13 protein-coding genes, 1 tRNA gene and 1 other RNA gene are annotated in these 12836 nt (G+C 66.0%); 3 read left to right on the top strand and 12 right to left on the bottom strand.

The features are described from left to right. The first annotated feature begins 78 nt into the window (after positions 1 to 78). Complete coding sequence (locus tag K678_RS02370) at positions 79 to 942, top strand: DMT family transporter (protein ID WP_021130859.1); 864 nt, start codon at positions 79 to 81, stop codon at positions 940 to 942. Between the two features lie 4 nt (positions 943 to 946). Here the strand turns inward: K678_RS02370 and K678_RS02365 are convergent, their stop codons facing one another. The 12 genes from K678_RS02365 to K678_RS02315 all read right to left on the bottom strand — a co-directional run bounded on the left by K678_RS02365 (position 947) and on the right by K678_RS02315 (position 10184). Beyond that, complete coding sequence (locus K678_RS02365) at positions 947 to 1585, bottom strand: PqiC family protein (protein WP_021130858.1); 639 nt, start codon at positions 1583 to 1585, stop codon at positions 947 to 949. After that, the gene (locus K678_RS02360; RefSeq protein WP_021130857.1) at positions 1582 to 3207 is read right to left on the bottom strand and encodes a PqiB family protein; all 1626 of its coding nucleotides are present in this window, start codon (positions 3205 to 3207) and stop codon (positions 1582 to 1584) included. Before K678_RS02360 ends, K678_RS02365 begins: the two co-directional genes overlap by 4 nt. Beyond that, complete coding sequence (locus K678_RS02355; protein WP_021130856.1) at positions 3197 to 3832, bottom strand: paraquat-inducible protein A; 636 nt, start codon at positions 3830 to 3832, stop codon at positions 3197 to 3199. Before K678_RS02355 ends, K678_RS02360 begins: the two co-directional genes overlap by 11 nt. Then, on the bottom strand, positions 3829 to 4440 hold the full coding sequence (locus K678_RS02350) for a paraquat-inducible protein A (protein ID WP_021130855.1): 612 nt from the start codon (positions 4438 to 4440) through the stop codon (positions 3829 to 3831). Before K678_RS02350 ends, K678_RS02355 begins: the two co-directional genes overlap by 4 nt. A gap of 266 nt (positions 4441 to 4706) precedes the next feature. After that, on the bottom strand, positions 4707 to 5270 hold the full coding sequence (locus tag K678_RS02345) for an AAA family ATPase (RefSeq protein ID WP_021130854.1): 564 nt from the start codon (positions 5268 to 5270) through the stop codon (positions 4707 to 4709). 263 nt (positions 5271 to 5533) lie between these two features. Then, on the bottom strand, positions 5534 to 6127 hold the full coding sequence (gene recR / locus K678_RS02340) for a recombination mediator RecR (protein ID WP_021130853.1): 594 nt from the start codon (positions 6125 to 6127) through the stop codon (positions 5534 to 5536). Between the two features lie 61 nt (positions 6128 to 6188). Next, positions 6189 to 6512 carry a YbaB/EbfC family nucleoid-associated protein gene (locus K678_RS02335; RefSeq protein ID WP_021130852.1) on the bottom strand — a complete coding sequence of 108 codons (324 nt, stop codon included), beginning with the start codon at positions 6510 to 6512 and terminating at the stop codon, positions 6189 to 6191. Further along, the gene (locus K678_RS02330; protein ID WP_021130851.1) at positions 6509 to 8299 is read right to left on the bottom strand and encodes a DNA polymerase III subunit gamma/tau; all 1791 of its coding nucleotides are present in this window, start codon (positions 8297 to 8299) and stop codon (positions 6509 to 6511) included. The genes K678_RS02335 and K678_RS02330 overlap by 4 nt, the downstream gene beginning before the upstream one ends. A 202-nt stretch (positions 8300 to 8501) precedes the next feature. Then, positions 8502 to 8600: signal recognition particle sRNA small type (gene ffs / locus K678_RS18070), an RNA gene on the bottom strand. A gap of 69 nt (positions 8601 to 8669) precedes the next feature. Next, positions 8670 to 9002: a helix-turn-helix domain-containing protein gene (locus K678_RS02325; RefSeq protein WP_021130850.1), complete on the bottom strand. Its 333-nt coding sequence runs from the start codon at positions 9000 to 9002 to the stop codon at positions 8670 to 8672. 83 nt (positions 9003 to 9085) lie between these two features. Next, positions 9086 to 9162 (bottom strand) — tRNA-His (locus K678_RS02320). A 77-nt stretch (positions 9163 to 9239) separates the two neighbouring features. Next, entirely contained in the window at positions 9240 to 10184 is a 945-nt protein-coding gene (locus tag K678_RS02315) for a ZIP family metal transporter (protein ID WP_021130849.1), read from the bottom strand. A 147-nt stretch (positions 10185 to 10331) separates the two neighbouring features. Here K678_RS02315 and K678_RS02310 point away from each other — a divergent pair, with 147 nt between their 5' ends. Both K678_RS02310 and K678_RS02305 read left to right on the top strand, forming a co-directional pair. Then, positions 10332 to 10712 (top strand): DUF2023 family protein, encoded by a 381-nt coding sequence (locus tag K678_RS02310; RefSeq protein WP_021130848.1) that lies wholly within the window; start codon positions 10332 to 10334, stop codon positions 10710 to 10712. A gap of 11 nt (positions 10713 to 10723) precedes the next feature. Continuing rightward, entirely contained in the window at positions 10724 to 12817 is a 2094-nt protein-coding gene (locus K678_RS02305) for a heparinase II/III domain-containing protein (RefSeq protein ID WP_021130847.1), read from the top strand. The last annotated feature ends 19 nt before the right edge of the window (positions 12818 to 12836 follow it).

Genomic DNA, 12836 nt, shown 5'->3' with positions numbered 1-12836 from the left:
TTCAGACTCATTATTAATTTTTCAAGAGAATGCGCCGCTGCGATGGTCAGGGAGGAACTGACCATAGGAGGCCCCCCGATGATTCCTCCCCTGATGGCCCTGGTGGCGCTGTTCAGCCTGATCTGGAGTTCCGCCTTTGTCGCGGGCAAGATCGCGCTGGTCACCCTCGATCCCTATACCCTGCTGGTCATCCGCTTTGGCCTTGCCGCCGCATTGATGGCCCCGTTTTGCCCGTGGCGGCGGATTGATCGCCGCGCCCTGCGGGTCGGGGCAATGCTGGGCCTGCTCAACAACGCCCTTTATCTCGGCCTGACCTTTTCCGCCCTGCAACGCCTGCGGCCCGAGATCGTCGTGGTGGTCGTCAGTTGCGCCCCCTTCCTGACCACGCTGCTGGCCGTCGCATTGGGACAGGAACGCCTCGCCCCGCGCCGGATCGTCGGCATCGCCTGCGGCATCTGCGGCGTTGCGGTGATGACCGGAATTGCCGGAGCCACCCGCCCCGACCCGCTGGGGCTGGCCCTGGCCGGAGCCGGAACCCTCGCCTTCGCGGTCGGAACCGTGCTGTTTCGCGACAAGGCGGTTGGTCTGCCGGTGTTTCAGCTCAATTTCTGGCAAACCCTGACCGGCGGTGTCGCCCTGCTCCCGGTAGCGTGGCTGCTGGGAGCACCGATCGGGCCGGTCTCTCCGCCGGTGGTGCTGGCGATTCTGCATCTGGCGCTGGTCGTCACCATCGGCGGCATGGCGCTGTGGCTGGCGCTGATCCGCGCCCATGGGGCCGGAACCGCCGCCTCGTTCCACCTGCTGAACCCGGTGTTCGGGGTGGCGCTGGCCCATCTGGCGTTCGCCACCCCGCTTCGGCCCGAGGATTTCGCCGGAGCTGCCCTGATCGCGCTGGGACTGGGACTGGCCGTTGTGACACGATCCCCCGCGCGGGTTCGTTAGGCCCTTAGCGTCCCTCGGCGGACCCGCACGGATCGGCCTCGCCGCGATGCAACCGATCCAGGCTGGCGGCGACGGTCCAGCCCAGCCGGGTCGCGCCGTCGGCCAAAGCGGCAACGGCCTCGTCGGGGCTGGTGCCGGGCAGCGGCACGACGAACCCGGCGCGGCAAACCGCCGGTCCGCCCTGGGGCAGGCGGCGGACGGTCCACGATCCTTCGACCAAGGCCTGACGGCCGGGGATCGCGTCGAACCGTTCGATCCGGAGCGCCAGACGATATTGCGGCAACGGGCTGGCCGCGAGCGCCACCGGGGCGCGATAGGTGTCGGCGGCGCGGAGACGACGCCACAGCGCGTCGGCGACGATCTGGCGCATCTCGTCGGCCAGCGGCGCGGCCCAGCGGTCGCCTTCGCGGACCTCGACCGGCCGTCCCTCGGCCCCGCCCAGCACCAGATCCTGGCGATTCAGCCGCTCGGGCAGCGCGGGCGGCAACAACTCGACCAGCATCGCCGCACTCCCCACTCCGGCGGACTCGACCGAATTGGCCCCACCCGACAGAGCGTGATAGCGCGGCGGCGGCGACGACCCGCACCCGGCCAGACCCAGCAGCCCCGCGACAGCGACGGCGGTAAGAAAGATGTGTCTCATCTGTCGTTGTCCTTCTTGCCGCGCAGCAGGGATTCCGGCTGACGGACCAACGTGTCGGTCAGCGCCTTCAGCGAGCGGGCCGCCTCGGCCAGACCTTGCAGCGCCTGTCTGGTGTCCTGTTGCAACGGAGAATCCGCCGCCGCCTGGGCCTGAAGCGATTCGACCGTCTGGCGCATCTCTTTCAGGCTGTTGCGGACTTCGGGCAACACGTCGCGGTCGGTCTGGCGCAGCACCGCATCAAGGCTCTTCAGGCTGGCATCGAGGCCGACCATCACCTTGTGGGTGTCCTGTCCCAGCGTGTCGAACGGGATCTTATCGAGCTTGCGCAGGATGCTCTGGACCTGCTGATACAATTCCTGAAGATCGCTGGCGACGGTGGGCAGTTCCATCGGATCGGCGGAGGTATCGAACCGCACTGGCGGCGCTTCGGGGAAGAAATCAAGGGCGACGAACAATTGCCCGGTCAACAGACTGCCGGTCCGCAACTGGGCGCGCAAGCCACGGCGCACCAGATCGGCGATGCCCTTGACCCGGGCAGCGGCGGAATCCTTGCTGCCCCGGACATGCTCGCCGATCGCCAGCCGTTCGGGGAAAACATCGACCATCACCACCGGGGAAAAATCGCCGGTCTGCTTGTCGTAGGTGAGGTCGATCGAGCGGACCCGCCCCATCTCGACACCCCGGAAATCGACCGGCGCGCCGACGGTCAGGCCGCGCACGGTCTGATGGAAGCGCAGCAGCACGGTAAAGGCGTTGCCTTCGGGATTTTTCAGCGCCTCGGCATGGTCGGCGGCCAAGGGGAATTCTGCTCCATCCGGGGCCGGTTCGACCTCGGCGATCCCGCTCGGCGTCTCGAAGGCAATGCCGCCCATCAGGATCGAAGCCAGCGATTGGGTATCGACCTTGACCCCACCCGCGTCGATCTTGAGATCGATCCCGCTGGCGTGCCAGAAGCGGGCGCTGGTGGTGACAAAATGGTCATAGGGGGCCTTGACGAAAATCCTGAGCGTCAGGCTGCGCCCGTCCGGAGCCAATGCGGTCTGCTCGATATGGCCGACCGGGATGCGGCGGAAAAACACCGGGGAGCCGACATCAAGCGATCCGATATCCTCGGCATTCAGCACGAAGCGGCGGCCCGGCACCTCGGACGAGACCACCGGGGGACTTTCCAGGCCGACGAAATTGTCGCGCTTTTCTTCCGAATAGCCCGCATCGACGCCGATATACGAGCCCGACAGCAACGTCTCCAACCCCGAGACGCCGCTTCCGGCCAGACGCGGCCGCACCACCCAGAAGCGGCTGTCGGCGACGGCGAACTTGCTCGCCTCCTTGACCAGATTGATCGTCACCAGCACCTGCGACCGATCCGGGGCCAGATGCAGCGCGGCGACCTCGCCGATATCGACCGCCTTGAACTTGACCTTAGTCTTGCCGGGTTCGATCCCCTCGGCGGTGGCGAAGCTGACGGTGATCGTCGGCCCCTTTTCCCACAGCGCCTGAAACACCAGCGACGCCCCGATCAGCGCCGCCAGCAGCGGCACCAGCCAGACCATCGACGGGACCCAGCGCCTTGGCGGGCGCACCACCGGTTCGGGGATCGGCTGCACCAGATCATCGCTCATCGCATTTCTCGTCATTGTCCCAGATCAGGCGGGAATCAAAGCTAAAGGACGCCAACATCGTCAGCACCACCACCGCGCCGAAGGCGGCGGCGGCCGGACCGGCCTCGACCATCGCCAGCGAGTGGAAACGAACCAGACCGGCCATCAAGGCGACCACAAACACATCCAGCATCGACCAGCGGCCGACGAATTCGACGATGCGAAACAGCACCATCCGCTGGCGGCGGGTGCGGGCCGAGCCATGACGCACCGAAATCACCAGAAAACCAAGTGCCCCCATCTTCAGCATCGGAATCAGGATGCTAAAGCTGAAGATCAGCACCGCCAGCCCAACCGATCCCGTATTCCAGAAATAGACCACGCCGCTGATGATGGTGTCGTGGGTTTTATGGAACAGCGAGGTCGTCACCATCACCGGCAGCAAATTGGCGGGCAGATACAAGATCATCGCCGCGACCAGCAAGGCCCAGGTCCGGTTGAGGCTATCGGGCTTGCGCCGATGCAAAACCGCGCCGCAACGCGGGCAGGTCATCGGTCCGGAGTGACGCGGCGACAGCGTGCCGCAATGCTCGCAGGCGACCAGACCGGCCCGGTCAGCGGTGGCAACGGGGAGCGACTGGCTCACGATTCGGCCTCGTCCCACAGCGAGCGCAGATCAAACGACAAAATCGCCGCCAGCATGATCGTCAGGGCACCGAAGGCCCATAGCGCCACCCCCGGCAGGACATGAGCCATGTTCGACAGCTTGACCAGAGCGACCAGGACTCCCAGCATGAACACTTCGGTCATTCCCCACGGTCGCATCGATTGCAAAAAGCGCAGCAGCGGCGCGAACCAGCCCGGACGGCGGACACCGCCGCGCCGCGTCCGTACCGCCACCGACAACAGCGCCGTCATCGCCACCAGATCAAGCAGCGGAAACAATTGGGTGGTGGCGAACACCAGCACCGCCATCAGCCGCCGCCCCTCGGACCACAGGGTCAGGATACTGCCGGACAGGGTGGCGCTGTTGCTGACGCCTTGCACCTGCATCACGACGATCGGATAAGCGTTGGCGATGATGAAGGTCAGCAGCGCCCCGGTCACCAGCCCCAGCATCTGATCGGGACCCAGCCGGGCCCGCCCGTACAGCCGGGCACCGCAGCGCGGGCAGCGCGCCGTTTCCCCCCGATTCAGCCGCCGTTTCCGGTACAGGGCGTCGCACTCGGGGCAGGCGCTCAGCTCTTCCGTCATGTTGGTCCGCTTCGTCGCTGGTCAGGAGGCGAGAACACAGCCCGACGCTACCATTTCCGGGCCAAGTCTGTCTGCCCCCGCCACCAACCGGGCAGCCTTGCGCGGATCGGGCGCCTGGGGGTCTCAGTCAGACCAACCGGACACTGAGAGGAACTTTTGTTCCGAGAATAGAGCGGTCCTGAGAGGAGGCAGTGCGGATGAACGAAGTGCGCCTCATTCAAATGTCAGGACATAGTATAAATATGAATTGATTCTAGATATATGAATTACAGCCTATTAATAGACCGGTTCGATTGCAGAATGTAATTACGACTCAGGACCATTGATAAAATCTTATTGATCAAGTGATCGGGTCTATCGCTTTCTTCAATTGTCAAAACGTGTGCTTCCAACGTTTCGAGATTTTTGAACTGTTGATGCAGTGCGGTAATTGCCTGTGGATCGGTTAGCGTATCGGCGCCCCGCCGCTGGCAGCGGTCGATGGCCACGCGTAACGGCGGGCGAAGAACTATGTAGTGGACGGGAACCGTCAGACTTTCGAACGCCGGCAGGAACCATGGCCCGATGATCCCGTCGAGAATGACGAAATACCCACCCTCGGCATAGGAGGACGCGGCTCGGGAAAGCGCATCCATCACCACCCGGTTCTGAGCGTCGGATTCTGGCAGGTAGGGCGCGATGGCGCCGTTCTTAATGAAATGCCAGAAGTCGTCGGAGTGGAGATGGACCTTCGCCGACCCCGCCATCTGAGCAAGTGCTGCCGCGACCGTCGTCTTTCCGGACCCCGGTGGCCCGGTCAAGATGAGGACTTCTCCTTTGCATTCGAGCATGATCAGCTCCTTGACTTCAGCGTGCGCTTCCTGTGCTTGCCCGATTTCGTTAAGCGGTCTTCCTTTGCGCGGAATGCTTGTCGACTCTCAGTCCCTTTACATCTCGCAATCACAGCTGGCCGCACGCTGCGGAAATGTCGCGTCCTTGCGTATCGCGAACGACAACGGGGACATGCGCGCGCTCTAGGTGTGCCGGTTGCCTTGCCCCTCGACCTTGAGCCGCCGCCGCAATAGCCGCCTGATACCGGCCAGGTTGGCCGGTGTCATACTTTGCGGCGCGCCCGCAGCGCAGCGGTGATGGTGCCGTCATCCAGGTGGTCGAGATCGCCGCCGATCGGCACCCCCTGGGCCAGACCGGACACGGTGGCCCGCCCCCCGGCCAGACGCTCGGCCAGATAATGGGCGGTGGTCTGCCCTTCGACGGTGGCGGGTAGCGCCAGAATTACTTCGGCCAGATCGGGAGCGGCGGCGCGCTCGATCAGCCGGGCGATGCCCAGATCCTCCGGCCCGACCCCGTCCAGCGCCGATAGCAGCCCACCCAGGACAAGATAACGGCCGCGAAAGCTGCCGGTCCGTTCCATCGCCCACAGCGCGGCGACATCCTCGACCACACACAGCAAAGCGGGATCGCGGCGGGGATCGGCGCAGATCGCACAGGGATCGACAGTATCGAAATTGCCGCACAGACGGCAGGGGCCGACCCGGGCCGCCGCGTCGGTCATCGCGCGGGCCAGCGGCTCCATCAAGGTCTCGCGCCGCTCCAGCAGCTTCAGCGCGGCGCGCCGGGCCGAGCGGGGCCCGAGGCCGGGCAACCGCGCCAGCAACTGGATCAGCCGCTCGATTTCGGGTCCGACCATCTGGGTCAAACCCGAACCGGGACGGCCGGACCCCGCCCCGCGGAACGTCCGGCCAGCGGGCTCAGAACGGCAGCTTCAGACCGCCGGGCAGCCCCATGCCGCCGGTGATCTTCTCCATCTCTTCCTGCATCACCGCCTCGGCCTTGCTCTTGGCATCGGCATAGGCGGCGACGATCAGGTCTTCCAGCACCGACACGTCCTCGGCCTTGACCAGAGAGGGATCGATCGAAACCTTGCGCAGGTCGTACTTGCCGCTGATGGTGATGCGGACCATCCCGGCCCCAGACGCGCCCTCGACCTCGGTCTCGGCCAGCTTCAGCTGCATCTCGCCCATCTTGGCCTGCATCTGCGTGGCCTGCTTCATCAGATTACCCAGGTTCTTCATAGATCTTCCTCTCCAGGAAACAGTTCGATATCGGGCCCGGCCTCGTTTTCTCCCTCGTCGGGCGCGGCTTCGGGCACCGGGGCCTCGTCAAGGTCGCGCACGGCCTCGATCGTGGCTCCGGGAAAAGCGGTCATCACCGCCTTGACCAGGGGATGATTAGCGGCGTCTTCGCGGCGGCGCAACTCGGCACCGGCCTCCTGCTCGGCCAAGGTCGGTTCGGCCGGGTCGGTCGCGTTCAGCGTCACCGTCCAACGCCGCCCGGTCCAGTCCGACAACAGCCGGGCCACCTTGGGTGCCAGATCGGATGGCGCCTTCGATTGCTGGCGCCATTCGATCCGCCCCGGCGCGAACGACACCGGGTTGACCTGGGTGCGCAGACTGACCGCCAGCACGCCTTCGCGCCGCTCGGAAAACAGCGCGACCACCTCGGCAAAGCTGGTCGGCATCGGCGGCAACGCCACCGGAGGCTCAAGCGGAATCGGCTCGGCCCGCAGCGCCACCGCACCGCCGCCCGGACCGGACGGAGCCGGAATGTGGGAGCCGATCGCCTCGACCCGCCCCCCGCCAGAGGAGGCACCGCCCCCGCCCGAGGGACCACGCGGGCCGGGCAACGTCACCGCGCCCGAGCGAAGCTGTTCGACCAGTTCGGCCGGGCTGGGCAATTCGGCGGCAAAGCCCAGCCGCACCACCGCCATTTCGGCGGCCTGGATCGGGCTGGGAGCGGAGCGGGTCTCGGCCAGCCCCTTCAACAACATCTGCCAGGCGCGGGTCAGCGCCGCCAGCGACAGCTTGGCTGCCATTTCGGCGCCCCGCACCCGCTCGGTTTCCGAGACACCGGCGGTATCGGCGGCGGTGGGCGACACTTTCAGCCGGGTCAGCCAGTGGACCAGTTCCAGCATGTCCTGGATCACCACCACCGGATCGGCACCGGCTGCGTATTGCTGGTCGATCAGATCAAGCGCCGGAGCGATCTCGCCCTTGAACACCGCGTCGAGCAGGTCGAACACGCGGGCGCGATCGGCCAGACCCAGCATGTCGCGGACCTGGGCCTCGGACACCTGACGGCCGCCATGGCTGATCGCCTGATCGAGCAGAGACAGGCCGTCGCGGACAGACCCATCGGCGGCGCGCGCGATCATCGCCAGCGCACCCGGCTCGATCTCGGCCTCTTCCTTGGCGGCGATCGCGGCGAAATGGCGCGACAGAACGTCCATCTCGACCCGGCGCAGGTCAAAGCGCTGACAGCGCGACAGAACCGTCACCGGCACCTTGCGGATTTCGGTGGTGCAGAACACGAACTTCATGTGTTCCGGCGGTTCCTCAAGCGTCTTCAGCAGCGCGTTCCACGCCTTTTCCGACAGCATGTGGACTTCGTCGAGAATGAACACCTTGTAGCGCGCCGAGGTCGGGCGATAGCGCACCTGATTGGTCAGTTCGCGGATATCGTCGATGCCGGTGCGGCTGGCGGCGTCCATCTCCAGGATATCGACGTGACGATCCTCGGCGATGGCGCGGCAATGCTCGCAGACGCCGCAGGGTTCGATCGTCGGGCCGCCCTTGCCGTCGGGGCCAATGCAATTCAGCGCGCGGGCGATGATGCGGGCGGTGGTGGTCTTCCCCACCCCGCGCACACCGGTCAGAACGAAGGCGTGGGCGAGACGGCCGCCGCGAATCGCATTGGACAGGGTGCGAACCATCGCCTCCTGCCCGATCAATCCGGCAAAATCGGTGGGCCGGTACTTGCGGGCCAAGACGCGGTACGGAGCGGGGGCGGGGCTGTCGGTCATCGCGGCAGAATATATCGCGCCGCCGCCGAAGCAAAGTCCCGCGCGCCGCCAGAGCGCACGACAATCTTGCCGATGGTCGGGGCTAGAGATGTTCTACCTAGGGATATCAACACCATCCGATCGCATCCCAAAAGGACGATACGATTCTGGCCGGGACAGACCTTAAGCGGACCCGGCATCAATGTCTGTGGCGATGGAGTGAGGTGGGAGACCGGACAACGACCCAAATCTGAAATCGTTGCGGCTGCTTCCTTCCGGACCTGACCGGGTTGGCGATAGATTCGTCCGCCGCCGATCTCCCGGGCGTTTATCTACAGGCGCCGCGACCGGCTGGCAAGCACAAAAAACGCTGGAACGGCGTGGACGCTCCCTACCCCAGCAGAGCATCGACCGGAACGGCCAGGGCGGCGGCCAGGCTCTTATAGGCCTCGACCGAACCCGGCTTTTTCCCGGTCTCGATTTCGCTCAGATAGGTCTTCGACACCTTGGCGGCCTCGGCCAGCGCCACGGCGCTCAGGCCGCGATACTCGCGCCAAACCCGCACGGGATGGTCGCCATCAATGATCCGCATCGCGAAGTCATGCGGCAAGGTAGCCCCGGTCCGCGCGGCATGACCGGCAAGGATATCGTCTAGATCCTCGATCCGGGCTTGCATCGCCTCATATTCGGCTCGCGGGATGGTGACGGTGTCAGAGTTGGTCATAGACGTCTCTCTGGAGGTGGACTCAGCAGAAACCGCCCCCTGCCGATGCGGCGAGGAACGCTTTGTTCGATAAAAGGGGGGAATGGGGCGAGTGATCGGATTCGAACCGACGACATCCAGGACCACAACCTGGCGCTCTAACCAACTGAGCTACACCCGCCACCGGGGAGGCGGAATGTGTAGCGAACACCCCGCCCCACGTCAAGCACCATATTCACATCCACCGCAACGAACGGCTCACCCCAGCGCGGTATCCAGCCCCATCATCACCGCGAAGCCGACCATCAACCCCAACGTCGCCGGTGTCTGGTGGCCGTTGCGGTGGGTTTCCGGGATCACTTCGTGCGAGACGACAAAGATCATCGCGCCCGCCGCCAACCCGAGACCGATCGGATAGGCCAGGGCAAACCCGCTCGACAGACCAACGCCGAGCAACGAGCCCAACGGCTCCATCAGCCCCGAGGCGGCGGCCAGAACCGCCGCTCGCCCCACGCTCAGCCCGGCGGCACGCAAGGCGATCGCCACCGCCAGCCCCTCGGGGATGTCCTGCAAGGCGATCGCGGTGGTCAGCGGCAAGCCGACCGACAGATCCCCCTGAGAGAAGCTGACGCCGATCGCCATGCCTTCGGGCAGATTGTGCAAGGTGATCGCCAGGACGAACAGCCATACCCGCGACACCCGGGCCGATCCGGGACCGCACGGGCCGCTATGGGGGTGTTCGTGGGGGAAGAAGCGGTCGAGCCCCAGCATCAAGGCCACTCCCAGCGCCAGCCCGACGATCACCACCAACGCCGCCAACGGCCCGCTGCCGGTGATTTCACGCCCCGCCGCCAGACCGGGCAGCAGCAGCGAGAACGAACTGGCCGCCAGCATCATCCCGGCGGCAAAGCCGAGCAGGCTGTCTTCGGCCCGGGTGGACAGATTACGCAGCGACACCCCTGCCCCGGCCCCCAGCGCCGTTGCGGCAAAACCGGCCAGACCGCCCAGCCAGGCCAGCCGCACCATCTCGGCTTTTTCGGGCTTGAGCGCGCCGATCCCGCCCGCGGCAAACAGGACCACAACCACCGCCAACGCCGCGCCAAGCCCCAACGCCGGGAGAGGGCGACGGCGAGCCTCGGCCCAGGCAGTGACCGCCCAGCCATCGGGACGGGAGATGGGATCGATGACCGGATCGTGCGTCATGGGCCGCCCTCTTTTTAGAATAAATCTATACTAGTGGATGTGGTGTCGCGACGCCAGCCTCGGAAGAGGGAAATCGATCCCTTATTGCGATTCTTTCTCATTCGCATTATGGTCCGATCATCCGCTCCAGCCGGGGGAGAGTCGAGGATGAAAGTGCTGATCAATCAGATCTACGAATATCGCAAAGGGGTGCGAGCGCTGTTCATGCTGACGGCAAGCGGACCAGAGATTGCGCAGAGTGCGGCCCGGCTCGAACGCGAGGGAATCGACCATTTCCTTCATTTCGTCAGCCCGACCAAGACCAACATCTTTTTTGGCCGCAAACCCTGGGTTGAAACGGCACGACGGATCGTCACCTGCCCCCTCAACCGCCTATCGCCGGAAGAGGATTTCATCCTGGGCACTCTGCTCGGCTATGACGGCGAGGGGCAGTGCCACCGTTACCTGACCCGCCGCAGCCGCCATGACGGACTCGCCCCGCCGCCTGAATCGCGGGCGGATTGGCAGGGAGCAACCGCCGGGGTATAGTCCGGCCCATCATGAGCAAAGCCCCGGTTCCCGCCGCCTCCACCGGCTCGCCCGCCGAGCCCACGCCACCCAGCCAAACCGCCCTGCTGCTGCGGGTCGCCAAGACGATGCCGCCGCATCTGGTGCTGACCAAAAGCCTGTCTTTCGCCTGGAAAGCGGCGACCCGGCCAGTCCGGGAACTGGTCAACGGGCGGGGCAATCCCTATCTCGATCCCCAGGCCGCCGGGCCATTGACCCGCGTCCTCGGCACAGTTGATTTCAGCGCCGCCGCCGCCAATGCCGAGACGATCCGGGGGCTGACCGCGTTGTGGCTGGCCCATCGCTTCGATCTGCTCGGTTCGGGCTGGGTCCGGCTTGCCCATGGCGAGACTTATCCCGGCTTCAATGGCCATCAGTACGGCCCCGGCCCGGCCTTGACCCCCGACTGGCGTCAGGAGATCGTCGCTGCCCACCGGCCTGGGGCCCGCCCCTCCGCCCGCGCCCTGCTTGACCGCATCGTCGATCCCGACTGGCGGCCGATCGACTGGATGGTCGATTTCCGCTCGGGCTATCGCTGGTCGACCCGGGATTGGGGCCGCGCCGTCGGCGGCGGTCAACCGGGAACCGATATCAAGCTGCCGTGGGAACTGGCCCGCTTCCAGCACGCCCCGGTGCTGGCCCAGGCCTATGCGCTGGCCTCGCGGGGCACGCCCGGCTTTCCCCCGCCCGAGCGGATCGCCGCCGAATTCCGCCATCAGGTGCTCGATTTCCTGGGAGCCAACCCGCCGGGCTGGGGGCCGAACTGGTCCTGTCCGATGGATGTCGCGATCCGCGCCGCCAACCTGCTGGTCGGCTGGGACCTGTTCCGGGCGCAAGGGGTCGTGTTCGGCCCCGCCTTCGATGCCGATCTGGCTGCCGCCGCCCTGGCCCATGGCCGCTTTGTCTTCCGCTTCCTCGAATGGCACGAAACCTATCGCGCCAATCATTATCTGGCCGATCTGTGCGGGCTGGCCTTCATCGCCGCCTATCTGCCCAAAGCAGAAGAGAGCAAAAGCTGGCTGGGCTACGCCGCCGACGAACTCGACGCCGAGATTCTGCGCCAGTTCACCGCCGATGGCGGCTGCTTCGAAGCCTCGATCGCCTATCACCGTCTGTCGGCAGAGATGGCGGTTTACACCGCCGCCCTGCTGGCCGGGCGGGGACGCCCACTGTCGGCCGAGGCACAGGGACGCCTCGCCGCCGCGCTGCGCTTCGCCGCCGCGACCACCTTGCCCTCGGGCTTGATGATCCAGATCGGCGATACCGATTCCGGCCGCTTCTTCAAGGCGGCGCCGCTGTGCGATCCCGGTTCCGACGGGCCGGTCGAGCGCGTTCTCGGTCCCGCCGAACTGTTCGCCGCCGGGCGTGGCCTGTTCGAGCATCACCCGCCCGCGCCGGTCCCGCCCCAGGCCGGATTCGCCACCATTCTGACCGCCGCGTTGGCCGGAGGCACCCGCTTCGCCGAGACCGCGCCACCGCTGCCCGTGCTGTCCGACCGGCCGATCTTTGCCAGCCCGGCCGGACAGGTGGTGCGGATCGTGCCGCCCGACCCCACCGCGCTGGAGGGGCTGGAGCCGCTGGCCTTCACCGAATTCGGCCTTTATCTGTGGCGTGGTCCCCGCGCCCTGATCGCGGTTCGCTGTGGCCCGATCGGCCAGAACGGACGCGGCGGCCACGCCCATAACGACCAATTAGCGGTCGAGATCGAGATCGACGGCGTGGCCTGGGCGCGCGATCCCGGCTCTTATGTGTTTGGCTCGGATTTGCTGGCGCGCGACCGCTATCGCTCGGCCCTGGCCCATTTCGTCCCCCGCCAGGGCGAGGCGGAACCGGCCGAGATGCTGGCACCGTTCCGGCTGGAAGACCGCGCCCAGGCCGAAGCAATCCGCTTCGGGGCCGATTTCATCGGGACGCATCGGGGATTTGACGAGGTGGTGACCCGCCGTGTCGCAATCGAAAACGGCGAGATCGTGATCGAAGACCGGCCGGCCGAGGCGACGACTCATATCGTCCGCTCACCGGCAGAGTTGGCCGCGCTGTGGGGGCTGACCGTGGCGTTCTCGCCCGGCTATGGCCGACGGCTCTGACCCGAGCCGTTCGGCCGCC

Origin of the sequence: Magnetospirillum fulvum MGU-K5 (assembly GCF_000442515.1) — a bacterium.
GTDB classification, from domain to species: domain Bacteria; phylum Pseudomonadota; class Alphaproteobacteria; order Rhodospirillales; family Magnetospirillaceae; genus Phaeospirillum; species Phaeospirillum fulvum_B.
This window is presented reverse-complemented; position numbering and strand designations above follow the sequence as displayed.

What these genes read in the sequence shown, in the direction of transcription:
- K678_RS02345 (WP_021130854.1), bottom strand. Translation starts at nt 5,270, where the DNA reads ATGCTCGAATGCAAAGGAGAAGTCCTCATCTTGACCGGGCCACCGGGG.
- K678_RS02325 (WP_021130850.1), bottom strand. Translation starts at nt 9,002, where the DNA reads ATGACCAACTCTGACACCGTCACCATCCCGCGAGCCGAATATGAGGCG.
- K678_RS02305 (WP_021130847.1), top strand. Translation starts at nt 10,724, where the DNA reads ATGAGCAAAGCCCCGGTTCCCGCCGCCTCCACCGGCTCGCCCGCCGAG.
- K678_RS02360 (WP_021130857.1), bottom strand. Translation starts at nt 3,207, where the DNA reads ATGAGCGATGATCTGGTGCAGCCGATCCCCGAACCGGTGGTGCGCCCG.
- K678_RS02370 (WP_021130859.1), top strand. Translation starts at nt 79, where the DNA reads ATGATTCCTCCCCTGATGGCCCTGGTGGCGCTGTTCAGCCTGATCTGG.
- K678_RS02310 (WP_021130848.1), top strand. Translation starts at nt 10,332, where the DNA reads ATGAAAGTGCTGATCAATCAGATCTACGAATATCGCAAAGGGGTGCGA.
- K678_RS02330 (WP_021130851.1), bottom strand. Translation starts at nt 8,299, where the DNA reads ATGACCGACAGCCCCGCCCCCGCTCCGTACCGCGTCTTGGCCCGCAAG.
- K678_RS02365 (WP_021130858.1), bottom strand. Translation starts at nt 1,585, where the DNA reads ATGAGACACATCTTTCTTACCGCCGTCGCTGTCGCGGGGCTGCTGGGT.
- K678_RS02315 (WP_021130849.1), bottom strand. Translation starts at nt 10,184, where the DNA reads ATGACGCACGATCCGGTCATCGATCCCATCTCCCGTCCCGATGGCTGG.
- recR (WP_021130853.1), bottom strand. Translation starts at nt 6,127, where the DNA reads ATGGTCGGACCCGAAATCGAGCGGCTGATCCAGTTGCTGGCGCGGTTG.
- K678_RS02335 (WP_021130852.1), bottom strand. Translation starts at nt 6,512, where the DNA reads ATGAAGAACCTGGGTAATCTGATGAAGCAGGCCACGCAGATGCAGGCC.
- K678_RS02350 (WP_021130855.1), bottom strand. Translation starts at nt 4,440, where the DNA reads ATGACGGAAGAGCTGAGCGCCTGCCCCGAGTGCGACGCCCTGTACCGG.